Below are 24,014 nucleotides of genomic sequence, written 5' to 3'. Positions count from 1 at the left end.
TGAAAAAGGAGGCTAACCTTGGTGTGAGGTAAGCCTCTCTTTAATAGGTCTTCTTAGCGTTTGAGTATATGACGGCGGATAATGGCCAGGTTTTGAAAGACACGTAACCCAAAGGCCAGTAGCGCTACATAATAGAGATCAATTCCGATGCGCTCGCCCACATAGACTAGAGCCGCGGCCAATAAAGCATTGGTAAAGAAACCGGTTATGAAGACACTGTTATCAAATTGACTGTTCAAAACGGCTCTCAGTCCGCCAAAAACGGAATCCAACGAGGCCAAAAGCGAAATCGACAAAAACTTGGCGTACTGTGCAGGAACAGTTATAGGAAAAACCATACCGATAATAAGGCCAACAAGTAGTCCGGCCACTGCCAGCCATATCATTTACCTGTCTCCTTCACTGGTTGCGCATATTGAAACTGAAAGCCGCCGGTGTAGGGCGGAATCTGAACGTCGGGTTTCTGAGAAACGGTAATTTTAATCCCCCAGAAAGACAGAGTTTCGATGACACCGCCTCTCATTTTTAGTGAGGTCTCCAATGTTGCCGGATCGCCGATCACTGATATCTCAAAGGGAGCCGCAAAGGGGATGCCATTGACTGACATGGCTTGTCCATTTTGGCGAATTCCCGAACCGGTAATAAGGCGTTGCTTATTGACAGCGATGGCTTCAGCGCCTCCAGCCCGCAGCTCATTTAGGATTTTAAGCATATCCTCCGCCCTGATCAAATATAAGTCAGAGCTTCTGTTATCCGTGGTTGGTTTGCGTTCTTCCTCTACCGCAACAACAATGCCGGGACCGGTTAATGCTACTGTACCCGCTCCCATGGCAATGCGCTGAACTTCTTTATAAGCCGCATTGCCATCCGTGGTCTGTAATTCACGTACTTGAGACTGCAGGATGTCTCTTTCCTTTTCGGCGGAACTTAGCCGCAGCGTTAAATCTTCGGCTCGTTGATTTTGTAGAGAATACCGGTAGTCTTGGTTGCTCCTAAATTGTACTGCCAGCATGATGCCCAATACAATGCATACCAAACTAATAGCGACCTGACCTTTTTTCAGTACCATGAAAACACCTCTAAACTAGTATGGTGCATAACCTGAGGGTATGAGTTGAGAAAATATCATTAAACGTACCGGTATTATAGTAACAGAAAACAGCCGGATAGTAAATGACATACACTATTGAGCATTTTTACCGGGGTGATAAATCCCGGGGATAGAAAAAGCGATTGTTGAACGAGTAGATCTTAGATATTTTTTCAAGTATATCACATTTTAAGTCCGTAAATTTATGTCCGATAATATCTATTATGTTAAGTAGGGCTGAAAGGGGCATAAAAAGCAAAATACTTGTGCTTTAAAAAGATGTAAATATTACAGTAAATCTGCCAGATGACAGGCAGAAATAAAAAAAAGTTATCACCCCAGGTTCTCGCTCTAATCATCATTGTTGTTGGTGATTAGAGCGGGGATTAAAATGCGTATTGATATGGATGAATTAATTACGATTCTGATCTGACCATATTGACTAATCTGTTTATCAAAATATGTAAATTTATGCGCATTCTTACAATTGCGGGATTACGCACCGGACTATGGCGCTTTGAGACGTGCTTGCGACAATGAACGTACAGCACCTCAGAGTTACTACTTATTGCTGTCGTCTTCCGGCGGCAAAGGCTTTGCTGCGACTGGTTGCAAATTTGCGGCATATGTCGATTTTTCCGAGCGAGTAAAAATGCCTTCTTGCCACATTTGATAGCCATAAAGGGCAAATTCATGTCCAATATTGATTAGGTAGACAAGCAGACTGCTGCTAAGAAATTCAAAGATACCCCTGGTCACAAGCCAAGGTAGGACGATGTACGCAAATCCAAGATCTACGACTGCATTAGTAGCAACATACAGCCCGAATCGACCGTAGGTAAGCTTGAAAATCCAGATAGTAAACGCGGGAACGGCACCATAAATATATGGTGGTATTTGATTGAGTGGATAAAGCGTTTCTCTAACCCCCCACAATTGTAAGGTAATTCCCGCCTCAACAATGATCGCCCCGGTTACTGCGGTAAGCAAAGCCATGGGCATAAACCGTTTGATATCCTCCCTATCCATGAAAAACAAAGTCAACCATGGCAGCAGCATAGCCCACAAAATTACTTGATTGCTCATGAAAAAGCCTCCGTTTATTAACTTAGTTGGCTTAGTATTTGCATTTCATACAGAAAACATTATTGAAGAACTGGAGACAGGTTTCGTTCTGATGACAGTGCGATGTGGCGACCAACCCGTGAATATGAATTATATTATGTTAAATTAGGCTGTTTGCTCTTAGAACTAATTTCTCGGACGTGAAGGAATCGTTAATATTTAAACCTGCCTAATAGTTTACTTGCATAATGTGCAAAGCCCTACCCCTCCCTTCCTGCCAATATCAGGCGTGTTTTGCTGCTGTTTTTCCAACTGACTCGACCAGGCTTATCACCCTACATTGTACCAGTCTTCTTTATTGGCAAACTATCTTAGTACAGTTTTTAAGATCCTGTGCGTTGTAATATATTGCCAGAATCACCGCTCAACTTTTTTGCATAACCTTCTGCTTTATAGAAAATACTAAAACTGTACCCTGAGAGGTGTTCAAAAAACTTGTAAAGAAGGGTGGTTAGATATTGAAATCTTCATATAAGTCTAGTTCTACAAATCATTTATATGAATTTGCTGAGGAACTGGCAAAATTTAATAAAAGCAGTACCGGACAAAGAATGCAACATACTGCTCAAGCTGATAATAGTACTAAGACTTATGCTATGGAGTTCAAGGCCAATAATCAAGCTGGTAATAATAATAGTGAAAAGTATGACAGCGTCGACTGATTCGTAGGTAAAATGCTGGATGATCATATATTCTTGGAGGTGGCATAATTGGCTTATTATGGCAGCAACTATTCCCAAAAATTAACTCAAAAAGAGAAAAACTATCTGGAAGATGCTCTACAAATGGAAAACTTGGCTATTGCTAAGTATAGCGTGTATGCAGATCAATGCGAGGATAATGAGCTTAAGGGATTACTGTTTAGCATTTCGAAAAATAAGCGGCAACACGCAGATAGATTAAAGCAACTTATGGGACAGTCTTTCTCTACTCAACAATATCAATAAATACTAAGCAATGAGGTGATTCTATGGCAAAGAATAGAAGATACAGTAATGATTACATGACTACCAGCCGTAACAGGCTGTCTGATCGAGATATAATGGTTGATTTGATAAATACAGAAAAACATCTCTCTCATTTGTATGAACACGCAATTATGGAATCAACTAATGTGACAGTGCATAATACAATGGAAGAATTTCAGCATGATGAGCACGAAAATGCATATACCTTGTTTAATGTCATGCAGGATCGTGGCTGGTATAATCCTGCTGGTCAGAATGCAGAACAATTTAATCCCCAAAAGAGCTTTAACATTAAATCAAAGCGCAATCATCCGGGCGGCAACAACCGCGGCAGATCATTTAATAATCAATATCAGTACAGCTAATATTAGCATATCAAAAACCAGGAAGAATCCTGGTTTTTGATTATTATTGGCATTTAAATAAAACATTTAAAAAGTGATATTGAGTCTGTCCAGTACATATTCTATGTTATTTAACATAGTAGCTTGCTCGGAACCGGCGAAAAGTAACCCGACTGCAAAATTATCCTCAGTTAAAACCAAAGATCCGCTGTCCCCGGGCATACTCATTGGTGTGGTGAGAATCTGATCTGTAAATAGGCCATACTCCTGGTTATTCATGCTGACTTTGAAGGTCACATTTGTTGCCACAATTTGCCCATAAGTCAGACCGGTAGTACGACCGCTTTTTTTAATAGCCAATCCCAATCTAGGTTCAGCGATACCGTTTATAAAACCAAACTCTAGAATATCCGGGCTGATCAGTTCCGGCGTTAGAGGCTTGGCGAGCGCGCAATCCAATTGATTCGGTGTTTCACTGTCCCGTAAGACCTGAACCTGATATTCAGGCCGGAAAATTCGAATGCATTTATTAAGAATGCTTTCGAATGCTCTGGCGATTTTACAATGCGGTGCTGTTTTTTCGCGATATAACGGAACAAACCTGTGTAAATGTCCTATCGTACAGTCGGCAACTTTACCACCATCATACACGCCCGGCTGGATAATTGGATCTCCTATATTGGCTCGGCCGTCATATCCGTTAGTAATATTGGCTAGTACATGGTTATTGGATAATATGAGAAGCTCGCCCGTAGTTTTGTCTTTAACAACCGCTCCGAAAGTTCCCGCCGATATTTTAAAATGCCCTAGACTCATTCCCGGCTGGGCCGGGCGGCAAAATTCTCTTCTATCTTTTTGGAGTTTTATTTCTCCTACTTCTATGACATCGGTTGGTGTATCATCTAATCTTAAAGGAATAACCTGACCGCGATTTAGCTCGGCTTTCGGATATTTTTTTTTAACGAGGATGGATAGGGATTTTTTACCGGTATTTGAACCGCGTATATATTTATGTCCCAGACCAACACCAACTAAGTTATTATCATAGTTGGTAATTTTTAATAGTTCCTGAAATACTCTGGCTGTATCGAGTGTAGCCATTGTCCTGCCCCCCTGATCTGGCTGTTTTATTACTGAAAAGCTAGCTTAATGTATGATATGCAGGGGTAAAAGAGCAGGCCTAAAGATTAAAGTAAATTTTTTATTTCTCCAATTTTTTCAAGCGTGGCATGATAACCACGCTTAATCAGTTCACCGGATTGCTTAAAGTCCTTATAATTTATATCATATACCTGTGGCCTGATGATGACATCCGCATACTGCTCCGATTTCATTAATGTAACTTCTCTGCCCATAATTTCGATACATTGCATAAGTATTTCCCCAACCGAGTTAGCATCGTAGTTAGGCTGGCCGGCGTACCCTAAATCAACGCCTATGATCCTGTCTGCGCCCATGTGATTTAGAATATCGGTTGGCAGATTATTTTTCACAGCACCGTCTACCAAGGTCATTCCGCGGTACTTTTTGGGAAAGAAAATTCCTGGTATTGAGATACTGGCCCGTACAGCTTCAGATAGTAATGTATTGTGATAATACCTGGCATTAAGAATTGCGCGTTGCTGCGGTAACGGCGATGTAAAGAAAACGGTATCGGCTGATTTAATATCTACGGCAGTAATTGCTAATGGTATTTTAGTGTCGCGGACAGTACGCTGCTGCCATAACTTTGTAAAAAAATTTTCTATTTTTTCACCTTTAATCAAACCGGTTGGCAATACCGACCAAAAACGAAACTTTCCATTAACGAGCCATTTGAAACCGTGTTTAAATAAATCGCCGGTGGTAACTTTCAAATCAATTAAACTGTGAATATCAATTTCCTCAACAATGGATTGTATTTTCTGCGGACTGTAGCCGTAGGCATACATTGCTGCGACGATGGACCCTGCACTGGTCCCGGCTATATAATCGACGGGGATATTATGGTCGGCTAAGGCTCTAAGCACGCCAATATGTGATGTTCCTCTCAAACCACCGCCGCTTAAAGCAACTCCTACGCTCGAACGGCGGGATTTTCGCGGCAGATTGTTGATGGTGACAATCATTGCGCTCACCTCATATTCCTTTCTATCTTATGTTATGAGTAAGCGGCAAGACTGTGTTATTGATCTATATAAAAAAACAGAGACTGCATCGCCTCTGTTTAAGTTAATTATTCTTTTTAGCTAAAATTATCATGCGTGGTGTATCGGAACTGTAAGGCCGGCCGTCAAAGCCGCCAAATGTTTCCACGATAGAAAGGCCGCTGCTGGTGAAGATGTCTTTCATTTCTGGAAGGGAATAAGCTCTTAAAACAAATTCATATTGGACTTTGGAACCGGTAATTTGGTTGATTAACTGACGTTTCATTGTCGCTATACCATTTTCTAATTGTATCTTGTAAGAAAGTACGTATTCGCCGCTGGGATGACGCCAGTAACGGTTTAAGTTATTTCGAACCATCCAGTCTCTGTTTAACAAATCAATAAGAAATAAGCCTTTAGGTTGTAGGGCTTTAGCCACTAGCTTAACGATACCAGCATTTTCTTCATCAGTAAAATAGCCAAATGCCGCAAACATATTGATTATGGCGGAAAACTGGCGGTCATAATCAAGCTCTCTCATATCTTTTTGCTCAAATGTAATGGTTACATTGGCCTCTTGCGCCTTTTGAACCGCAATATCTAAAAAGTCTTGTGTTGCATCTACTCCAGTTACTTTTAATCCCTGTTTGGCCAATTCTATTGCGTGGCGACCATAGCCACAATATAAATCCAGGATAGATTGCCCGGGCTTCAGGTTTAAAACGTCAGTAATAAATCGTACTTCCTGGTTTGTGCCAGCTAACGAATACGATTTATTATCCCCTAATTCTTCATGAGTCAAATTTGACACCACCAGTACATTCTTTTCAATTGAATTTAGTTTTTGCGTATCCACCCAATGCACGGACGGCTAGCCGATTTTCTCATACTGAAAGCTTTCGCCAAGCTCAGCGCCAGCCGTGTTTTCTTTAGTGTACAAACAACTACAGTTTCGGGTAGATCTTTTTGCTGAGTATAGTGCTTGATCAGCTGCAGCGATGAGGTCAGTCTCATTATCGGCATTATAAGGATAGCCTGCAATACCTATACTGACAGTTAATGCTCCGCCTGGTTGAGTGGCGCAGTTTTCAAAAGGGTATTCAGCAATAGCCTTCCTTATTCGTTCCGCAAATATGTGGGCTTGATGTGTGTCTGTCATTGGCAGCAGAACCACAAATTCCTCCCCGCCATAGCGGAATACATAATCTGTACCTCGGCAATATTGGCGAACCAGACCCGCGACTGCTTTTAGAGCATCGTCACCATGCAGATGGCCGTTAATATCATTATAGTGCTTAAAATAATCAATATCAATCATTAATAATGAAAGCGGCTGCTGACAGCGAATCGTCCTTTTAAATTCCTGATGCAGAATGTTGCGGAAATGACGGTAATTATATACACTTGTCAAACCGTCGGTCGATGCTTCCAGACAGACTTGGCTAACATGGCTGGCATGAGCAATTGTCATTGCAATCTGACTGGCCAGTGAGCGCAATAAATCAAGGTCATAAGCTTTCAGCGCCTGCTCATCTGAAGTTTCAACATCAAGGATACCGATCACCTGGTCGTTAACAATGAGTGGTACGGCAACTTCACTAAATCCATTCTTGGTTCCTGGAATATAGCGCGGCTCAAGTGTTATATCAGGAACATAAACTAATTCCCGGAGCAACGCAGCATAACCGATGATTCCCTGCCCTAAAGGTATGCGTAAATCACTGTTATAGCCCCGATGGGCTTTATTAATTAATTCTTGCGACTTAGAATCAAGCAAGAATATAGCAGCATTCACAAACCCCAATTCATGAATTACGCCATCCAATATTTCCTCTAGAACTTCCTTTTCATCAACTGTTTTTTGGACGATGGCCGTTATGCGATACAATGCCGATAGTTTTTTATGGGCATGTTCCAAATCCATTAACTGAAAGTCGAGATTAGCCATTGCTACACAAAGATCCCGGTTTAAAGATTCATGCTGATCATTAATGGTGCAAAATTCATCCTGAAACAATACCGATTCAGTAATCTTCTGAAAGAAAACCACAACACTTTGCGCAGGCGCCGGAGTAATGCTGCATTCAAAATACTCGTTTAAATTTCGTTTCGAGGCATGCTTCAGCCGGGGTATCCTGATTTGCTGGTTATTGTCCCTGCAGGATTGTACCGCTTCGATTATGAGCATACCATTAGAGGCTCCAAATAATATATGCATTGTCCTTGAGAAGTGTTTGCCGATGTAAAAGGAAAGCGAAGCCTGCGAACGGTCGGTGATATAAGCATGCGAAATAAAACCGGCTGCATCTATGGCTACAAGTGCTGACGGTTTGGAATTTATAACGGTATTTAACATGACCGTATACAGCAGATTACTGAGCAATGAAAATCATCTCGCCTAATTTTAGAATATTTAATTAAACTTTCGCTATTTGTGAAAGAAATCCTCCCCTAAAGTAGTTTTTTTGCAGTAAACAAATAAAGAGCTGCCAATGATTGTTGGCAGCTCTTTATTTGCATTCATAGGTTAATTTTGTTTATGAATTCTTCCCCTAAGCGGATAGCCTGCTCATTTACAGCAAGTAGTTCAGGCTTTTTAGCGAACATTTTTGCAAACGCCTTTAATACAGCATTACTGGACACTACGTTACCGGCCCTGATAATTGCACCGACAATAACCATGTTGGCTGTTTTGACATTACCAAGCTCAGCAGCGATGTCATTGGCTGGAACATGATAAACTTTAATATCCTTGCGTTTGGCATCCTGATTGATTAGCGAGCTATTGATAATCAAGATGCCGCCAGGCTGCAGCAAGGGCTCAAACTTATCTAATGACGGCAGGTTCATAGCTACAACCAGGTTAGGTTCAGACACTATTGGTGCGCCTATCGGCTCATCAGAAACAATCACTGAACAGTTCGCTGTGCCTCCCCTCATTTCAGGACCATAAGAAGGTATCCACGAAACCTGTTTGTTCTCAATCATCCCGGCATAGGTCAAGAGCTGGCCCATAAGCATGACCCCCTGGCCGCCAAAGCCGGCCATTATCATTTCATGAGTCATTTTGCCACCTCCTCTGGTGTTTTATAAACACCAAGCGGGTAATAAGCTAGCATGTTTTTAGCAAGCCAACCAGTTGCCTCTACCGGACTCATACCCCAATTAGTCGGGCACGTTGACAAAACTTCAACTAAGGCAAACCCTTCACCGCGGATTTGAACTTCGAACGCTTTTTTTATGGCTGCTTTGGCTTTAACCATATTCCCGGGCGTATTAACGGCCACGCGGGCAATAAACTTGGCTCCTTCCAATGTGGACAGCATTTCAGAAACCTTGATGGGATAGCCGGCTGACTCAGCGTTTCGGCCATAAGGTGAAGTGTTGGTAACCTGTCCCACCAGGCTTGTAGGCGCCATTTGCCCTCCTGTCATGCCATAGATGGCGTTATTGACAAAAATAGTAGTGATTTTTTCGCCTCTGGCAGCCGCATGCACAATTTCAGCACAGCCAATGGCAGCTAAGTCGCCGTCACCCTGATAAGTGAAAACTACAGCATCAGGATGAACTCTTTTTACACCGGTCGCAACTGCCGGAGCCCGGCCATGTGCAGCTTCAAAAGCGTCAAAGGCAAAATATTCATAGGCCAGCACGGAGCAACCGACAGGTGCAATACCGATCGCTTTATCGCGAACATCAAGTTCGTCCAGCACTTCAGCGACCAGCCGGTGAATAATCCCATGATGACAGCCAGGACAGTAATGAAAGGCAACGTCTTTTAAACCCTTCGGTCTGGAAAAGACTTTCTCTGTCATGAGTTATTTACCTCCTTGCCATTAAAGAGTGTAGAGATTTGTTCGTAGACTGCTTTCGGGCTGGGCATCATCCCGCCTGCACGGCCATAAAAATAAACAGGCTTTGCTCCGTTAACAGCCAGCCGCACATCTTCAAGCATTTGACCGGCACTTAGCTCAAGTGTTAAAAACGCGGCAGCCTTTTGGGCCAGAACTGCAAGGGGTTTTTCCGGAAACGGCCATAAGGTAATAGGACGAACCATACCTACTTTTAGACCTTCGCTTCTGGCCTTTTCCATCGCTGAACGGGCGATACGGGATGTTATTCCATAGGCGACCAGCACCAGTTCGGCATCATCGGTGTATAATTCTTCATAGCGGACTTCATTGTCAGCCACTTGCGCGTATTTCTTTTGGAGATGGATATTATGTAATTCCAGCTTCTCCGGCTGCAGGTGCAATGAATTAATGATATTGGATTCAGTACGTCCTCTAAGCCCGGTAGCAGCCCAGGGCTTAGCGACTGGTTTAACATCACTGGCACTGAACTCGACCGGTTCCATCATTTGCCCTAGTGCGCCGTCTCCTAACAGCATCACAGGATTACGGTATTTATCGGCAAGATCGAAAGCCAGGATGGTGTTATCGACCATTTCCTGTACTGAGTTCGGAGCAAGTACAATATTACGGTAGTCTCCGTGTCCGCCGCCTTTGGTTGCCTGGAAATAGTCGGACTGAGCCGGTTGAATGCCTCCTAGGCCTGGTCCGCCACGGACGATATTAACAATTACAGAGGGAAGTTCGGCGCCGGCAATATAAGAAATTCCCTCCATTTTTAAGCTTATCCCCGGACTTGAGGATGAAGTCATCACTCTGGCCCCGGCTCCGGCTGCACCGTAGACCATGTTAATGGCGGCTACTTCACTTTCTGCCTGTAGAAATACCCCGTTTATCTGTGGCATACGTCTGGACATATATTCAGTCAGTTCGGTTTGTGGAGTTATCGGGTAGCCAAAGTAATGACGGCAGCCGGCAACAATAGCAGCTTCACCGATGGCCTCATTGCCTTTCATTAAGATTTTCTCAGCCACGATCTTCACTCCCCCTTTTCTTTATGAATCTCAATTACGATATCAGGGCACGTTTTAGCACAAAGTGCGCAGCCGACACATTTGGATTCATCCGTACAGGTTGCCGGCCGATAACCTTTGCTGTTAAAGCGGTCAGCAAGCACTAGGAGTTTGTGTGGGCATGCAACAGTACATAGTTCGCATCCCTTGCATCTCTCCTCGTTGAAAACGGGTTTTGGCATACGGTTCCCTCCTTAATCTAATTGACAATCTAGGAACATTGTATCCAGTACACATACATAATAATCAAACCCCATGTCGCTGTACAACACGGGGCTTCATTAACAAGAACAAGATATTTCTATTTTACAATTTCAACCGTGTTGCCAGTATTGATCTTAGCAGCATTACCTTCGTCTGTGTCAAGATGGCACTCAAGTTTGAAGCTGTCGCTTACTCTGGCTAGAACGTTGTCAAATATTAGACCACGTTCGCCACCACAGCGAACTTTAACGATTTCCTTGTCTTTAAGGCCTAGCTCGGCTGCATCGGCAGGAGTCATATGAATATGGCGGCAGGCTGCAATTACGCCATCCTCAAGCTTTACTTCACCTTTTGGTCCGACAACAGTAAGTCCGGGCGAACCTTTTAAATCACCGGAATCACGGACCGGAGGATTAATACCAAGTTTTAACGCATCAGTAAGGGCAATTTCAATCTGGGTTTGTTTACGCTCAGGTCCGAGAATACGAACTTTTTTAAATGAACCCTTTTCTGTCACAAGATCTACCTGTTCTTCGCAGGCAAACTGACCAGGTTGTGACAGGTCTTTTTTTACTGTTAACTGATATCCTTCACCAAACAGGATGTCGAGATGTTCACGTGATACGTGAATGTGACGAGCTGAAATACCTACGGGAATTGCTTTAGACATGAAAAAATGCACTCCTTTATGTATTAAATATATTATACCAGCTACTCAATGATTTCCGAGAAATATACCACAGTTACAATATCACTGACGGTAAGGGTTTTGTCATAAATCGATTGAAGGAAAACCAGTAAATCATCGATGCTGGTAAGATCCGGGTTCTCGCCTTGCAAATCATCCATAGTCAATTGTGCAATAGGTTTCACCAATACCCGATCAATCGCGGCGGTAAATATTCTTTTCTTTTGGGAAAAGCGTTTGCCAACAGTAACCCATACAATGTCGCCTTCCGAATATTTGTTGGTTTTGTCGCCAAGCCGTATCGTACATATTTTACGGCGGCAAACCAACTGGCTATGATAATTTGACGAGTAAAAATTCAATGCCCTCATCCCAAAATCCTCCTATTCTCGCCTATAGCTTTATCCATTCTTTTATTCTATGTACAGCTTCTTCCAGCCGCTCTTCAGGCTGAACAAGGGCTATGCGCACATAACCTTCGCCACACGCGCCAAATGCACTTCCCGGGATAACAGCTACGCCGGCATTCTGCAAAAGCGATACTGTGAATTCGAAAGATGACTGCTGTGTTGGTACAGGTGCCCATACATACATGGAAGCTTTAGGGCGGTCCACCTTCCAGCCAAGTTTATTGAAGCCATCTACAATAATATCCCTGCGTGCCTGATACCTCTCGGCAGTAGCTCTGACACAGTCCTGGGAGCCGGTTAGCGCTGCAATAGCTGCTTGTTGAAGCGGATAAAATATGCCATAGTCAAAATTGGATTTTAAACGCCCCAACAGGGAAATTACTTTTGCATTACCCATTACATAACCAACTCTGCAGCCTGCCATATTATAAGTTTTGGACAAGGAATTAAACTCAATACCGATATCTTTGGCACCAGGTATGGATAAAAAACTATCAGGACGATAGCCGTCAAACACAAGATCGCTATAGGCAAAATCATAGCATACCAGGATATTATGCTGCTTAGCAAAGTCAACTACCTGTTCCAAAAAGCTACGTGGTGCAGTTGCCGCTAACGGATTATTAGGATAATTTAAAATCATAATTTTAGCGCGTTGCAGTACTTTTTCATCAATAGCCGTCAAATCCGGCAGGTAGTTATTTGCCGGTGTAAGCGGCATCCGGTAAAGCTCAGCTCCTGCAATAAGCGGACCGGCACTGAAAATAGGATAACCGGGATCAGGTACAAGCACTATATCACCCGGATTAACAAGACAAAGAGATATATGGGCTAATCCATCCTGCGATCCAATGAGTGAATGTATTTCGGTTTCAGGATCCAGTTCAACACCGAATTTGCTGCGGTACCAGCCGGCGATGGCATTTAATAAATCAGGCCGCCCTTTGGATAATGTATAACCATAATTAAAACAGCAATCGGCAGAACTCTTCAATGCCTCCACAATATGCGGTGCAGGCGCCATATCCGGACTACCAATACTTAAGGTAATAATATCTTTGCCGGCAGCCACTTCTGCTCTGCGCATATCATCCACTTGCGTGAAAATAGCTGAAGTTAATGCCTGCATACGGTCAGCTTGCTCAAACATGGTTGCCCCTCCAATAGACGTAAATACGAATCGGTCACAACATGGTTTATATTTACTATTCAATACTTATATGGCAAATCCTGTCGGCGCATCGAAAATAAAATTATTATTTGGACCTATACAGGATTAACCAAACGTATGCCACGACGGTTAACTTCTTCTAAAAGGCGCTCTTCATCGATTGTGGTTAATTGCCGGTTTTCGAGCAGAATCTTGCCATCAACAATTACCGTATGAACATCACGGCCGCTTGCTGCGTAAGTTAAGAGCGACAAGGAGTCATGTTGCGGATACCAGTGCGGCTGTTGCATATCAAAAATCGTTATGTCTGCTTTATAAGTTGGTTCAAGTTTACCGATACTACTTCCCAGGCTTAAAGCATTGGCTCCCTGAGCGGTCGCCATCTGGACTGCTGTACTGGCCGGAATTGCCACAGGATCAAGACGATGCACTTTGTGCAACATGGCTGCCAGGCGGAGTTCCTCGAGCATGTCAAGATTGTTGTTGCTGGCTGCGCCGTCTGTTCCCAGGCCCACACAGAGGCCTGCGTTAAGCATATCGGGAACCGGCGCCACCCCACTGGCTAATTTCATATTACTGCCGGGATTGTGGGCCACACGAACCTGTTTTCCTTTCATGATGGCGATATCTTCCTGCGAAACGTGGACACAATGGGCCGCCAGAACACCATAATCAAGAAGACCGATTTCTTCCATTAAGGCAATAGGTGATTTTCCGTATTGTTTATTGCAATCGCTCACTTCTTGTAGGGTTTCCGACAGATGGATATGAATTTGGGCTCCCAGCTTCTCAGCCAGTGCGGTAACTTTTTTAAGATAATCCGGTGGGCAGGTATACGGTGCATGCGGTCCGAGCATAATGGTAATTCGTCCGTTTGCTGCATTATGCCACTCTTTATAGAAGTTTTCGCTTTCGGCGAGTGCCTGGTTGGCGGTAGGTGCAACCCCGGCCATGCCGCGGGCTAAAACGGCACGAATACCGCTTTCGGCCACTGCTTTAGCAACTTCCGGCATAAAGAAATACATGTCGGCAAAACAGGTGGTTCCGGATTTAAGCATTTCGGCGATGGCTAGCTGTGTTCCCCAATAGACATCATCGGCAGTAAGATTTTCTTCTGCCGGCCAAATTTTTGTTTTCAGCCAGTCCATAAGCTGCATGTCGTCAGCATAACTGCGAAACAGAGTCATGGCAGCATGCGTATGTGTATTTACAAATCCAGGAATAATTAATTTATTATGGCAGTCAATGACCCGCTCTGCCGTATTGCTGACAGTTCCAATTTGCGTTATGATTGAGCCCTCGATAGCCAGATCCATTTGCCGAACTTGGCCATCGGCGCATAGTACGTTTCCGCCCTGCAATAAGAGATTCAACATAGATATAACCTCCTTTTAGCTTTTATGCTAGGCTTTATTTAGATATTCCTCCTGTTCGGCGCTCAGCCGGTCGATACTGTATCCCATGGCTTTGAGCTTGAGTGAAGCAATCCGGTTATCCATCTCTTCAGTGACGGTATATACTTTGTTTTCCAGAGATTTATGATTTTGGGCAATATGGAGAACCGCCAGTGTCTGCATAGCAAAGGATAAGTCCATAATTTCTGTGGGGTGACCGTCGCCGGCAGCAAGATTGACTAAGCGCCCTTCGGCCAGGAGATATAGTTTGCGTCCGTCAGAAAGCAAAAATTCTTCAATATTTTTGCGTACCACTCTGCGCGTTTTGGCCAAAGCGGCTAAATCTTCTTTATTTATTTCCACGTCAAAATGCCCGGCGTTGGCCATAATGGCTCCCGGCTTCATAACCTCCATATGTTCCCGGCAAATAACGTCCTTGCAGCCGGTCAGGGTTACAAAAATATCACCTTTGGCGGCTGCCTCCTGCATTGGCAGGACAGTAAATCCGTCGAATACAGCTTCAATAGCCTTGATTGGGTTAATTTCAGTAATGATAACGTTGGCTCCCAGGCCTTTGGCCCGCATGGCCACCCCTTTACCACACCAGCCATAGCCGGCTACCACAACCGTTTTGCCAGTTACTGTAAGGTTGGTGGTGCGCATGATTCCATCCCAGGTTGACTGTCCGGTACCGTAGCGATTATCAAATAAGTATTTACAATAAGCGTCGTTTACTGCAATCATGGGGAATTTCAAACGACCGGAACCGTCCAAGGCTCTTAAGCGGATAACACCTGTTGTTGTCTCCTCCGAACCACCCAGGATATTACCTGCCAGCTCGCTGCGCTGACCGTGCAGTAACGAGACTAGATCGCCACCGTCATCGACGATGATATCAGGCTTGGTATCAAGCGCCTTATGCAAAAATTCCTCATATTCTTCCGTTGTGGTGTTATACCAGGCGAAAACTTTAACCCCCTGGGAGGACAAGGCGGCTGCCACATCATCCTGCGTCGAAAGCGGATTACTGCCGGTAACCGCTACGTTAGCCCCGGCATTCTTCAGTACAAGCGCGAGGTATGCGGTTTTAGCTTCCAGATGCATGGTGATTACCAGATTTTTGCCGGCTAACGGCTTGGCCTGAGATAATTCGTCATTAAGAGTATTAAGGACAGGCATAAATTCTTTAACCCAATTTATCTTATCCATGCCCTGAGGGGCCAGGCTAATATCGCGGATAATTGATTCCATTTAAAATCCTCCCTTTATTTGCACAGTTTACTTAATTGATGAATGGCCTGGTCATAGGGTGCGTGCAGCAGGCCATGCTCAGTAATAATGGCGGTTACCAAAGAATGCGGCGTTACATCAAATGCAGGATTGAAAACATGCACTCCCTGGGGAGCCACACAGTTACCGCCTAGTGAAGTTACTTCGGTTGCCGAGCGCTCTTCTATGGGAATATCGGAACCGCTTGCTATTTTAAAATCAAATGTGGATGATGGCGCTGCAACATAAAAAGGAATGCCGTGTTCTTTGGCCAGAACAGCGACACTGTATGTGCCGATCTTATTGGCAACATCGCCGTTTAAGGCAATACGGTCAGCGCCGACAATAACAGCTTGTACCATTTTATTTTTCATGACCCAGCCAGCCATATTGTCAGTGATTAAAGTTACCGGGATACCATCTTGCATCAGTTCCCAGGCCGTAAGTCGGGCACCTTGTAATAACGGTCTGGTTTCATCGGCAAACACCCGGGTAATGTTACCTTGCTTCCAGGCTTGGCGAATGACCCCGAGAGCTGTGCCGATATCTACTGTGGCCAATGCACCGGCGTTGCAGTGAGTGAGTACACAAGTCGGCGAGGTAAACAGGCTGGCCCCAAAGGCCGCCATTTTCGCGTTCATTTCTTTGTCTTCATCGGCAATTGTGATGGCTTCCTGCTCGAGAGCCTGTATGGCGGCGGCAGAGTCCGCTGTGTCCGGCAGACCCTCCAATACTGCCAGCATACGATCGATGGCCCAAAAAAGATTAACGGCCGTAGGTCTGGTTTGACGCAGTGCCTCGGCAGTCTCTTGTAAATTTGACTTGAATTCAGGAAAAGCCAGCGCCGCCTGTTCGCGGGCCCCCAGGACAAGGGCAAAAGCTGCGGCAGCTCCAATCGCCGGTGCGCCGCGAACCTCCAGGCGGCGGATGGCTTCAGCCGCACGTCGCCAGTCATTACAAGCGATAGTTTCGACTTTATTTGGCAATAGAGTCTGATTTAGCAACGTAAGACAGTTATTTGACCATGCTACCGAACGCATTAGCTATACCTCCCTACAATTTGAAGCCGCCGTATTCGGCTAATGCGTGCTTGCAGGCACAGTCTGTATCCGGCTCCAGGCGCTCAATGGCAGTCAGAATAAGTTGTTTAATATTCTCGGTATTGGCTTGCATAGTTTCCAAAACCTCATGGTGAGTTAAAGGCTGAGGTGAAATTCCGGCAGCGAAGTTAGTTACCATGGAGACCGTAGCATAGCACATTTCTGCTTCACGCGCTAATATAACTTCAGGAACATTAGTCATTCCCACGACATCACCACCGAGTTTGGCGAACATTTTTATCTCGGCCGGTGTTTCAAACCGCGGTCCTTCGGTGCAGACATAAGTACCCTGTTGATGAAGCGAAATGCCGAGTTCTTTTGCCTCGCCCGCTAAAACATTACGAATAGATGGACAATAAGGTGTTGTTACGTCAACATGAGCAACGCCACGTGAGCCCCCTTCGTAAAATGTTGTAGTTCTGTTTTTAACAAAATCAAGAAATTGATCTATAAGTACAAAATCACCTGGTTTCATATCCGGATTGAGGGATCCGACAGCGGTTGTGGCAATAACATTCTTTACACCCATTTTTTTCATAGCCCAGATATTGGCCCGGTAGTTGATTAGATGCGGCGGAATGGAATGATTACTCCCATGGCGCGGAATAAAAGCTACTTCTTTACCAGCATATTCCCCGGTTTTAAAACGTACCACCCCATACGGAGTTGGTGTTACCTGTTCACGTATATTATTTAAAATTCGCGGGTCATAAACGCCGGTTCCACCAATAATAGCGATATTCATTATAGTCCCCCTACCCTTCCTGTTCTGATTTACAAATATAAAGCAAATCTTCGATGGTATTTAAAATATAATCAGGCTGCTCGGCTAATAGGCTGTCCCAGGCAAGCTGCGACCAGCGGACTGCTGCTGTTTTTACTCCGGCGGCGCGGGCACTGGCTAAATCGAAGGAGCTATCACCAACCATTAGACAATCAGCCGGCTGAAGCCCGATTGCCTCAAGCGCTTTCAATACAGGCTCGGGATCGGGTTTGTGTTTTTGACACTCTTCATGGCCAATAACTACCGAAAAGTACTGGTCCATATGAAATAATCTAAGGCCTCTGATAGCTGTACTCCTGGTTTTAGAAGTCACTATTGCCATTAGTATGCCCGTGTTGTGAATTTTCCGCATTGTTTCCGGTACTCCGTCGAAGCCTGTGGTAAGCCGGTCATGATGAGCAAGGTTAAATTCACGGTAGGTTTTTATAAGTTCATCGACTTTATCAGGTCCATAGTATTCCATGGCTGCTTTTAACGGTTTGCCGAAGAAGGCATAAACCTCTTCAGGTGTGAGCGGCCGCCCGTAGTGCAGATCAAAGGTGTGTTGAAAGGATTGGATAATCAAATTTGAAGTATCAATAAGCGTACCGTCAAGATCAAATAAAATTCCTTTAAGACCCAAATGTTGCCCTCCCTAAGTTGTTGGCTTGTCCCAAAATCATAAATAAGAAAAGACTTGACTTGTGCCAAGTCCCTCAGGACGCCGGCAGAAGCCTTAGTCGCTCTTGCTTATTATCAAAAAGGGATTACTTTCTCTGATAATTTAAAGAAAACACGGCTTGCCCGGGCTTTAGCTGCCCATATTCGGTAGAAATTTTGTACTGTCCTCCTGGATAAAAAGGAGCCTGCAGCAGGCACCTCTCCAGAGTCAGGTAACATTCCGACAACCGGGTTGTCCAAAATGAATCAAGCAAAAATGCCGCATCAACTTTCTACATTCAGCGGCGGTTGCTCAGGGAACACTTCCACAGTTACTATAGTAAGATGTTCAAGATCATTTTAATAATCCCTGCTGCCTGGTTACCGTATTTTACAAATTAACGCCAATAAAACCGCCAAGCGCCCCGGCCAAGCTGCCTGCTGCGAACTTATTGCCCAGCATGAGCCAGGACACTTGCTCTTGACCTAACTCGAGACCTACCCCCATCGAGAACAGTACATATATAATGCCGACAGTACAGCCGATCAAAAGGCCCTTAGACGCTGTTTGTTTTGTCGCATAGGCACTGCCAACAAAAATACTGGTCATGGTAACCGCGACCATAATGTACTCGATATAGTTATCGATGAACTTACTGTCAGATATTAGACTAATCAAGGAAAGACATACGGCGCAAATGAGCGAGACAGTTATGCTGATCGCTACCCCTTTAAAAATAGTCAGCGGGATGTTAGTATTTTTTGGCGTTTGGGGGTAGTTTCTTGTCCGGCGGGAAACTTTGGCCATAATACTCCCTCCTGAAAGATATTTTACTGTAAATTTATGCAAGTAACAGCCAAATATGCCGGGCAGGGAAATTTCTTTATTATGATAGTAAAAAAACTTCACGCCTGGGTAGGAAAATAGCGCCTGTGTTGCGCCTTTGTCCTGGCACTGGCATAAATGTTTTTATAACCCCCAGCTTTCCAGTATGTTCATGATACCATAATTAGTTAAGTCAAAGTGGACTGGTGTGACAGAAATTTTTCCCGCTTTTACCGCCATAATATCGCTGTCGGCGTCGTTTTCACTTTCGGAAATCCGGCCGCTCATCCAGTAATAAGTACGGCCTCGCGGGTCCAGGCGGCGCTCGAAAGTATTTTCGTAATTGCGGATACCAAGTTTGGTTATACTTATGCCCTGCAGCTCATGCTCCGGCAGGGCCGGGACATTAACATTGAGCAGGGTGTTAGGCGGCAATGTGTTATTCATCACGGCTTCAATTATTTTTCTGGCTGCTTTGGCTGACGGAGAAAAATCAAACGGTTCCCAACTGCAGTCCAAGGATACGGCGATCGCCGGCAACCCGTGCAAGGCGCCTTCAATTGCAGCACTGACAGTCCCGGAATATAAAACATCAGTGCCTAGATTGGAGCCATGATTGATTCCGGATATGATTATATCCGGCCGGTCGTCAATGAGCAGTGCCTCCAGGGCTACTTTAACACAATCGGTGGGTGTACCACCAACCCGCCAGGCACAAATGTTATAATTATCAATAGGATGCTTATCCACCCAAATTGGATGGTGCACGGTAATCGCCTGACTGGAAGCACTTTTTTCACTGTCCGGTGCTACAACGGATATTCGGAAGAATGGCGATAATTCCCGCCATAATGCATTTATTCCCGGGGCCATTATCCCATCATCATTGGTTAGAAGGATATGCAATAGTTTAACCTCCCAAGTGTTATAGTTGCCCCATAAACTTATGGGTTTGCGGAATTACCCGGACATTGTTCAGCAATTTTAAGGCCCGTTCCTGATATATCAGCATGGCGTCAGGCAGAGGAGCTTCGCAACCGTTCACCGGTGTTACCGGCTGAAGAATAACAGTAATATTAGGATCAATGGAGGCTACTAACGCAAAAGCCTGCTCTAATTCCTCATCTTTGCCCTGTCCGGTAACTACAATTTTCACAAAAACATTTTTTGTTGCGGCCAGGCGTAAAAAATCAGAGTGCTCCTGCCAATACTCCCGGCCGGCGATGCTTGGCAGTTTAATATCCATACTGATAATATCAATATATGGCAATACCTCAGTAAGTTGCCTGAACAATATCCCGTTTGTTTCTAAGTAAATCGGAGCTTTTAGTAGCGGGGCAAGCTGAGTGATTGACTGTGATTGACAGAGTGGCTCGCCGCCTGTGAGACTTATTGAATGATGCCTGACTGATAGCAGCGAATTAATATACTGAGCAACATCATTAAGCGGTAGCGGATTTACTAACCTCATGAAATCCCGTTTTCCTGCAGTACGTTCGATTAGGGCTTGCTCAGTAAACTGGCGGGAATTTGGGGTATCACAGTAAGCACAGGCTAAGTTACAGCCTGATAAACGGACAAATACTTGCCGTGTGCCGACATATAGCCCCTCTCCCTGGATGGAAGAAAAAATTTCAACTATATTGGTCATAACTACCCCTGAGGACAATACTTAACAGCTGACCGGGGAGACTCCCAAACTTGAATGCAGCGAACATTTATGTTCTGCTGGAAGGCAGGACTGCTGGCCAGTTTATCGTATATGTATTTGGCAATATTTTCGGCAGTTGGGTTAAGGGTCTTAAAGGCGGGGAGATCATTAAGATAGTAATGGTCAAGCTCATCAATAACCTTGCCAACCTCTGCCTTGAGATCTTTAAAATCCATTACCATTCCCAGATCATTGAGTTCATGGCCTGTGACGGTAACTTCTACCTTCCAGTTATGTCCGTGTAAACGGCAGCATTTTCCGGGATAGTCGGGCAACTGATGAGCAGCTTCAAATTCAGCAATTATGGTTAAATCATACAATGGTAACGCCTCCTTGATGATAGGTTTTTTCCGTTGGGTAGGAAATATACTTGCATTTTACATAGTATAGGTATTGGTGCTATATACAAAAAAAGATGAGCGTCCACTCACCTTTTATTTGATAGCTTGCTTGCTTAGAAGGTTTTCTTTTGAAAACTCATTTGAGTTATTTAAAAGAATATCGCGATAGCTAAGACTGCGGGTATGCTCTGTGTGACTCCAATTTCGATCGTTGCGATGTAAATATCCCAGAAAAGTTATTGGAATCCAACTATAAACAAAAAGCGGGTAAAAAACGAGATAGATCCATGTTTTCCAGTTTGCGCGGATTTTGGCCAGAACAATCATAGGGAACACATACTGTCCAATTGCGATGACTGTCCACACTTCGATTGGTAATACCATATACAAAATATTGGTGTAAAACGGAGTAATATGGTAAAGATAGCTTAATAAGACAAACGTTGTAGAAAGAATCAAGAAATGAGGCTGCACCAGATGAAGCACACCATCCAGAAGTCTTATATCCCGGCGGCGGATGCCTTCGGCTACTAGTTTGGGAATATAGCGGCTTGCAACGTCAAAGTGACCTTGGGCCCAGCGTTTGCGTTGATTCCAGGACTGTTTGAAGGTGAGCGGCTTTTCGTCATAAACAATCGCGTCATGTGCCCAGGTAGTACGGATACCAATCAATAATACCTTCATGGTAAATTCCATATCTTCTGTGAGACAGGTTGCACCCCAGCCAAATCGTTTTAAGACATCTGTCGATATACACATGCCGGTGCCGCCGAGCACGCTTGACAAACCAATATTATATTTAGCCAAATGCCAGATGTGATTTACCACCCAGAACGAAATGGCAAAAGTAGCCGCAATCCAGGTATCATTTGGATTTTTTGCATCAAGGTAACCTTGAATGACTTTTTCGCCCTTGCACAAACGATTATTCATTTCCATAAGAAAATTGGTATCTACTAAATTATCGGCATCAAACACAACAACAGCGTCATATTGCTTAGCACCGGCAAAAAGCTTTTCGAACATCCACTCCATCGCGTAACCTTTGCCGCGCTGTTCAAGATTAAAGCGTTCATAAACGATGGCGCCGGCTTTTTTTGCAATCTGAGCCGTCTTATCCTTACAGTTGTCGGCAACGACATAAACATCATAAAGATCGCGGGGATAATTAAGTACATGCAAGTTTTCTACTAACTGACCGATAACTTGCTCTTCATTATGTGCTGCAACAATTACGGCAAATTTGTTTTTGGGTGTCATTATTTTATCTTCGTGCCTTTTACAAATTCCGAAAAAAGCAATAATAAAATAATACAAAGTAAAAAAAACAATAATGAGTTGCATCGGAATCATTATGTAGTCAAAAATGTAATTCATGGACTATTCTCCTTACAAAATCCTGCTTACTAAGAATAAACAAATTACAGGATTTATAACGGTTTTTCCTGAAAACGTTTCATATAAATCATATGCAGGAGTTTCGGTGAAATGATTTATTTTTCCTGCTGAGCGACAACTGAGAAAAAAGCAACTATTAAGCTGACCGTTGGCTAAAAAGTCCCATTATTGTATTCAGAATGCCAAATAACGCATAAGCGAAAAATGGAACAAACAGAACAGCATTTAATGTAAGAAAAAGCAGATAGGCGCTAACACCTAACGTAATAAGCACAGGAATGAGGCGAATAGGTTCTCCCTCTTTGCCTTTGAAATCAGGATATTTGATAGTACTGACCATAAGATAAGCAAAAACTGCCACCATTATTGGAAAAAGCCACCCGGTTGGTTTCATGTCAAGCATAATAAAAGTTGCAATCACGCAACCCGCCGCCGGAATTGGCAAACCCATGAAATAGCCTTTGACTTTCGTGGTATTAACATTGAATCTGGCCAACCTGAGCGCCCCGCAAGTTGCAAATGCAGCCGCAATGAGCGCCCCGCCGGCGAAATCTTTCAGCATAAAAGCATAGGCCATAATTGCGGGCGCAACTCCGAAGGACACTAAATCACAAAGTGAATCAAGTTCTTTACCGAAATCACTGCTTACTCCAAAATAGCGGGCTACTCGTCCATCCAGACCATCTGCAATCATAGCAGCCACAACAAACAAGGCCGCATGGACAAACAGTCCCTGAAATGTCAGTAAAATGGCGAACATTCCGAGCACTATATTGAGCGCCGTTAATATATTAGGAATAGCGTTTCTCACTCTTCCCTTAACCTCCCTATTACTGTTTTACCTCCCTTTACTCTGTCCCCCTTTTTTACAAAAATCTCTACTGTTCCCGGCACGATAAGTTCGGTGCAGGAACCAAATTTGATCAGCCCGTATCGTTCACCCTGTTTCAGCATGGTGCCCAAAGTGACCCAGGATACTATGCGCCGTGCCAATATACCAGCAATTTGCGTTACTAAAACACGCATCTTGTCGTTTTCCAAGCCAATAGCATGACGTTCGTTCTCGCAGGATGCGGATTCTTTATAGGCCGGTTTAAACCGGCCACAGGTATATTGCTGGAACTTAATTTCGCCCTGTACGGGACTACGATTAACATGAACATCAAAAACAGATAAGAAAATAGTAACCTTTATACCTTTATCATTAAGAAACTGGTCATCGTATACTTCAGTTACCCCCATCACTTTGCCGTCAGCAGGCGATACTATCAGTGTATCATCTTCCGGCACATCACGTTTGGGATTACGAAAAAAGAAGGTAACAAAAGCTGTAAATACCCCGGGAATAAGTGCCCAATATGTTCCCAGTGTTAAGGCAGTGATGATAGTGACCAGTCCTAGTACAGCAATATAGATATAGCCTTCTTTAACAATCGGAGTTTTTACCATCTATCCACCTCCCTGCGAAACCCTCCTAAATAAACAGTTGCCAAAAAGCAAGT

Annotated in this window: 29 protein-coding genes; 3 read left to right on the top strand and 26 right to left on the bottom strand. The window is 44.0% G+C overall.

The window, feature by feature from the left end; all coding sequences use genetic code 11:
- Positions 1 to 53 precede the first annotated feature (53 nt).
- The 3 genes from SATMO3_RS17270 to SATMO3_RS17260 form a co-directional block, all read right to left on the bottom strand.
- Positions 54 to 383 (bottom strand): small basic family protein, encoded by a 330-nt coding sequence (locus SATMO3_RS17270; protein WP_371381735.1) that lies wholly within the window; start codon positions 381 to 383, stop codon positions 54 to 56.
- Positions 383 to 1,069, bottom strand: coding sequence for a DUF881 domain-containing protein (locus tag SATMO3_RS17265; protein WP_371370984.1), 687 nt, complete (start codon positions 1,067 to 1,069; stop codon positions 383 to 385). Before SATMO3_RS17265 ends, SATMO3_RS17270 begins: the two co-directional genes overlap by 1 nt.
- A 582-nt stretch (positions 1,070 to 1,651) precedes the next feature.
- Positions 1,652 to 2,176 carry a hypothetical protein gene (locus tag SATMO3_RS17260; RefSeq protein ID WP_371370982.1) on the bottom strand — a complete coding sequence of 175 codons (525 nt, stop codon included), beginning with the start codon at positions 2,174 to 2,176 and terminating at the stop codon, positions 1,652 to 1,654.
- Positions 2,177 to 2,673: 497 nt separating this feature from the next.
- Between SATMO3_RS17260 and SATMO3_RS17255 the strand changes: the two genes are divergently transcribed.
- From SATMO3_RS17255 to SATMO3_RS17245, 3 genes are read left to right on the top strand one after another with little or no spacing between them, the layout of a single operon-like run.
- Entirely contained in the window at positions 2,674 to 2,877 is a 204-nt protein-coding gene (locus SATMO3_RS17255) for a hypothetical protein (RefSeq protein WP_371370981.1), read from the top strand.
- A 48-nt stretch (positions 2,878 to 2,925) separates the two neighbouring features.
- Positions 2,926 to 3,162: a ferritin family protein gene (locus SATMO3_RS17250; protein ID WP_371370980.1), complete on the top strand. Its 237-nt coding sequence runs from the start codon at positions 2,926 to 2,928 to the stop codon at positions 3,160 to 3,162.
- A gap of 23 nt (positions 3,163 to 3,185) precedes the next feature.
- On the top strand, positions 3,186 to 3,548 hold the full coding sequence (locus SATMO3_RS17245) for a spore coat protein (protein ID WP_371370979.1): 363 nt from the start codon (positions 3,186 to 3,188) through the stop codon (positions 3,546 to 3,548).
- 66 nt (positions 3,549 to 3,614) lie between these two features.
- Here SATMO3_RS17245 and SATMO3_RS17240 read toward each other — a convergent pair whose 3' ends face one another.
- The 23 genes from SATMO3_RS17240 to SATMO3_RS17130 all read right to left on the bottom strand — a co-directional run bounded on the left by SATMO3_RS17240 (position 3,615) and on the right by SATMO3_RS17130 (position 23,961).
- Entirely contained in the window at positions 3,615 to 4,628 is a 1,014-nt protein-coding gene (locus SATMO3_RS17240; RefSeq protein WP_371370978.1) for a hypothetical protein, read from the bottom strand.
- Between the two features lie 86 nt (positions 4,629 to 4,714).
- On the bottom strand, positions 4,715 to 5,635 hold the full coding sequence (locus SATMO3_RS17235; RefSeq protein WP_371370977.1) for a patatin-like phospholipase family protein: 921 nt from the start codon (positions 5,633 to 5,635) through the stop codon (positions 4,715 to 4,717).
- Positions 5,636 to 5,738: 103 nt separating this feature from the next.
- On the bottom strand, positions 5,739 to 6,455 hold the full coding sequence (locus SATMO3_RS17230; protein WP_371370976.1) for a cyclopropane-fatty-acyl-phospholipid synthase family protein: 717 nt from the start codon (positions 6,453 to 6,455) through the stop codon (positions 5,739 to 5,741).
- A gap of 69 nt (positions 6,456 to 6,524) precedes the next feature.
- Complete coding sequence (locus SATMO3_RS17225; RefSeq protein WP_371370975.1) at positions 6,525 to 8,036, bottom strand: diguanylate cyclase; 1,512 nt, start codon at positions 8,034 to 8,036, stop codon at positions 6,525 to 6,527.
- 137 nt (positions 8,037 to 8,173) lie between these two features.
- Positions 8,174 to 8,719: a 2-oxoacid:acceptor oxidoreductase family protein gene (locus SATMO3_RS17220; protein ID WP_371370974.1), complete on the bottom strand. Its 546-nt coding sequence runs from the start codon at positions 8,717 to 8,719 to the stop codon at positions 8,174 to 8,176.
- Entirely contained in the window at positions 8,716 to 9,468 is a 753-nt protein-coding gene (locus tag SATMO3_RS17215) for a thiamine pyrophosphate-dependent enzyme (protein ID WP_371370973.1), read from the bottom strand. Before SATMO3_RS17215 ends, SATMO3_RS17220 begins: the two co-directional genes overlap by 4 nt.
- Positions 9,465 to 10,538 (bottom strand): 3-methyl-2-oxobutanoate dehydrogenase subunit VorB, encoded by a 1,074-nt coding sequence (locus SATMO3_RS17210; protein WP_371370971.1) that lies wholly within the window; start codon positions 10,536 to 10,538, stop codon positions 9,465 to 9,467. Before SATMO3_RS17210 ends, SATMO3_RS17215 begins: the two co-directional genes overlap by 4 nt.
- Positions 10,539 to 10,543: 5 nt before the next feature.
- Positions 10,544 to 10,759, bottom strand: a complete 216-nt coding sequence (locus SATMO3_RS17205) for a 4Fe-4S dicluster domain-containing protein (protein WP_371370970.1) — start codon at positions 10,757 to 10,759, stop codon at positions 10,544 to 10,546.
- Positions 10,760 to 10,878: 119 nt separating this feature from the next.
- Positions 10,879 to 11,451 (bottom strand): phosphate propanoyltransferase, encoded by a 573-nt coding sequence (gene pduL / locus SATMO3_RS17200; RefSeq protein ID WP_371370969.1) that lies wholly within the window; start codon positions 11,449 to 11,451, stop codon positions 10,879 to 10,881.
- A gap of 41 nt (positions 11,452 to 11,492) precedes the next feature.
- A complete protein-coding gene (locus SATMO3_RS17195; protein ID WP_371370968.1) occupies positions 11,493 to 11,840 on the bottom strand; it encodes an ASCH domain-containing protein in 348 nt (115 codons plus the stop codon).
- A gap of 22 nt (positions 11,841 to 11,862) precedes the next feature.
- Positions 11,863 to 13,029: an aminotransferase class I/II-fold pyridoxal phosphate-dependent enzyme gene (locus SATMO3_RS17190; RefSeq protein ID WP_371370967.1), complete on the bottom strand. Its 1,167-nt coding sequence runs from the start codon at positions 13,027 to 13,029 to the stop codon at positions 11,863 to 11,865.
- A gap of 116 nt (positions 13,030 to 13,145) precedes the next feature.
- Entirely contained in the window at positions 13,146 to 14,426 is a 1,281-nt protein-coding gene (locus SATMO3_RS17185) for an amidohydrolase (RefSeq protein WP_371370966.1), read from the bottom strand.
- Positions 14,427 to 14,453: 27 nt separating this feature from the next.
- On the bottom strand, positions 14,454 to 15,695 hold the full coding sequence (locus tag SATMO3_RS17180) for an adenosylhomocysteinase (protein ID WP_371370965.1): 1,242 nt from the start codon (positions 15,693 to 15,695) through the stop codon (positions 14,454 to 14,456).
- Positions 15,696 to 15,709: 14 nt separating this feature from the next.
- Entirely contained in the window at positions 15,710 to 16,753 is a 1,044-nt protein-coding gene (mtnA, locus tag SATMO3_RS17175; RefSeq protein ID WP_371370963.1) for an S-methyl-5-thioribose-1-phosphate isomerase, read from the bottom strand.
- Between the two features lie 13 nt (positions 16,754 to 16,766).
- Positions 16,767 to 17,558, bottom strand: a complete 792-nt coding sequence (gene mtnP, locus SATMO3_RS17170) for an S-methyl-5'-thioadenosine phosphorylase (RefSeq protein WP_371370962.1) — start codon at positions 17,556 to 17,558, stop codon at positions 16,767 to 16,769.
- 10 nt (positions 17,559 to 17,568) lie between these two features.
- Complete coding sequence (gene ppaX, locus SATMO3_RS17165; protein ID WP_371370961.1) at positions 17,569 to 18,219, bottom strand: pyrophosphatase PpaX; 651 nt, start codon at positions 18,217 to 18,219, stop codon at positions 17,569 to 17,571.
- A 408-nt stretch (positions 18,220 to 18,627) separates the two neighbouring features.
- On the bottom strand, positions 18,628 to 19,044 hold the full coding sequence (locus SATMO3_RS17160) for a TIGR04086 family membrane protein (RefSeq protein WP_371370960.1): 417 nt from the start codon (positions 19,042 to 19,044) through the stop codon (positions 18,628 to 18,630).
- A 162-nt stretch (positions 19,045 to 19,206) separates the two neighbouring features.
- Complete coding sequence (gene surE / locus SATMO3_RS17155; RefSeq protein ID WP_371370959.1) at positions 19,207 to 19,968, bottom strand: 5'/3'-nucleotidase SurE; 762 nt, start codon at positions 19,966 to 19,968, stop codon at positions 19,207 to 19,209.
- Positions 19,969 to 19,987: 19 nt separating this feature from the next.
- Positions 19,988 to 20,713: a 7-carboxy-7-deazaguanine synthase QueE gene (locus SATMO3_RS17150; RefSeq protein ID WP_371370958.1), complete on the bottom strand. Its 726-nt coding sequence runs from the start codon at positions 20,711 to 20,713 to the stop codon at positions 19,988 to 19,990.
- A 2-nt stretch (positions 20,714 to 20,715) separates the two neighbouring features.
- Positions 20,716 to 21,093: a 6-carboxytetrahydropterin synthase QueD gene (gene queD / locus SATMO3_RS17145; protein ID WP_371370957.1), complete on the bottom strand. Its 378-nt coding sequence runs from the start codon at positions 21,091 to 21,093 to the stop codon at positions 20,716 to 20,718.
- Positions 21,094 to 21,207: 114 nt separating this feature from the next.
- Positions 21,208 to 22,491: a glycosyltransferase family 2 protein gene (locus tag SATMO3_RS17140; protein WP_371370956.1), complete on the bottom strand. Its 1,284-nt coding sequence runs from the start codon at positions 22,489 to 22,491 to the stop codon at positions 21,208 to 21,210.
- 157 nt (positions 22,492 to 22,648) lie between these two features.
- Entirely contained in the window at positions 22,649 to 23,323 is a 675-nt protein-coding gene (pssA, locus tag SATMO3_RS17135; RefSeq protein ID WP_371370955.1) for a CDP-diacylglycerol--serine O-phosphatidyltransferase, read from the bottom strand.
- Complete coding sequence (locus SATMO3_RS17130) at positions 23,320 to 23,961, bottom strand: phosphatidylserine decarboxylase family protein (RefSeq protein ID WP_371370954.1); 642 nt, start codon at positions 23,959 to 23,961, stop codon at positions 23,320 to 23,322. Before SATMO3_RS17130 ends, pssA begins: the two co-directional genes overlap by 4 nt.
- Between the last annotated feature and the right edge of the window lie 53 nt (positions 23,962 to 24,014).

This window comes from Sporomusa aerivorans (assembly GCF_041428895.1).
GTDB lineage: Bacteria > Bacillota > Negativicutes > Sporomusales > Sporomusaceae > Sporomusa > Sporomusa aerivorans.
This window is presented reverse-complemented; position numbering and strand designations above follow the sequence as displayed.

Excerpts from the sequence above, each read along its gene's own strand:
- SATMO3_RS17265 (WP_371370984.1), bottom strand. The coding sequence starts at position 1,069 with ATGGTACTGAAAAAAGGTCAGGTCGCTATTAGTTTGGTATGCATTGTA.
- SATMO3_RS17260 (WP_371370982.1), bottom strand. The coding sequence starts at position 2,176 with ATGAGCAATCAAGTAATTTTGTGGGCTATGCTGCTGCCATGGTTGACT.
- SATMO3_RS17245 (WP_371370979.1), top strand. The coding sequence starts at position 3,186 with ATGGCAAAGAATAGAAGATACAGTAATGATTACATGACTACCAGCCGT.
- SATMO3_RS17240 (WP_371370978.1), bottom strand. The coding sequence starts at position 4,628 with ATGGCTACACTCGATACAGCCAGAGTATTTCAGGAACTATTAAAAATT.
- SATMO3_RS17235 (WP_371370977.1), bottom strand. The coding sequence starts at position 5,635 with ATGATTGTCACCATCAACAATCTGCCGCGAAAATCCCGCCGTTCGAGC.
- SATMO3_RS17220 (WP_371370974.1), bottom strand. The coding sequence starts at position 8,719 with ATGACTCATGAAATGATAATGGCCGGCTTTGGCGGCCAGGGGGTCATG.
- SATMO3_RS17215 (WP_371370973.1), bottom strand. The coding sequence starts at position 9,468 with ATGACAGAGAAAGTCTTTTCCAGACCGAAGGGTTTAAAAGACGTTGCC.
- SATMO3_RS17205 (WP_371370970.1), bottom strand. The coding sequence starts at position 10,759 with ATGCCAAAACCCGTTTTCAACGAGGAGAGATGCAAGGGATGCGAACTA.
- pduL (WP_371370969.1), bottom strand. The coding sequence starts at position 11,451 with ATGTCTAAAGCAATTCCCGTAGGTATTTCAGCTCGTCACATTCACGTA.
- SATMO3_RS17195 (WP_371370968.1), bottom strand. The coding sequence starts at position 11,840 with ATGAGGGCATTGAATTTTTACTCGTCAAATTATCATAGCCAGTTGGTT.
- SATMO3_RS17190 (WP_371370967.1), bottom strand. The coding sequence starts at position 13,029 with ATGTTTGAGCAAGCTGACCGTATGCAGGCATTAACTTCAGCTATTTTC.
- SATMO3_RS17185 (WP_371370966.1), bottom strand. The coding sequence starts at position 14,426 with ATGTTGAATCTCTTATTGCAGGGCGGAAACGTACTATGCGCCGATGGC.
- SATMO3_RS17180 (WP_371370965.1), bottom strand. The coding sequence starts at position 15,695 with ATGGAATCAATTATCCGCGATATTAGCCTGGCCCCTCAGGGCATGGAT.
- mtnA (WP_371370963.1), bottom strand. The coding sequence starts at position 16,753 with ATGCGTTCGGTAGCATGGTCAAATAACTGTCTTACGTTGCTAAATCAG.
- mtnP (WP_371370962.1), bottom strand. The coding sequence starts at position 17,558 with ATGAATATCGCTATTATTGGTGGAACCGGCGTTTATGACCCGCGAATT.
- SATMO3_RS17160 (WP_371370960.1), bottom strand. The coding sequence starts at position 19,044 with ATGGCCAAAGTTTCCCGCCGGACAAGAAACTACCCCCAAACGCCAAAA.
- SATMO3_RS17150 (WP_371370958.1), bottom strand. The coding sequence starts at position 20,713 with ATGACCAATATAGTTGAAATTTTTTCTTCCATCCAGGGAGAGGGGCTA.
- SATMO3_RS17140 (WP_371370956.1), bottom strand. The coding sequence starts at position 22,491 with ATGAATTACATTTTTGACTACATAATGATTCCGATGCAACTCATTATT.
- SATMO3_RS17130 (WP_371370954.1), bottom strand. The coding sequence starts at position 23,961 with ATGGTAAAAACTCCGATTGTTAAAGAAGGCTATATCTATATTGCTGTA.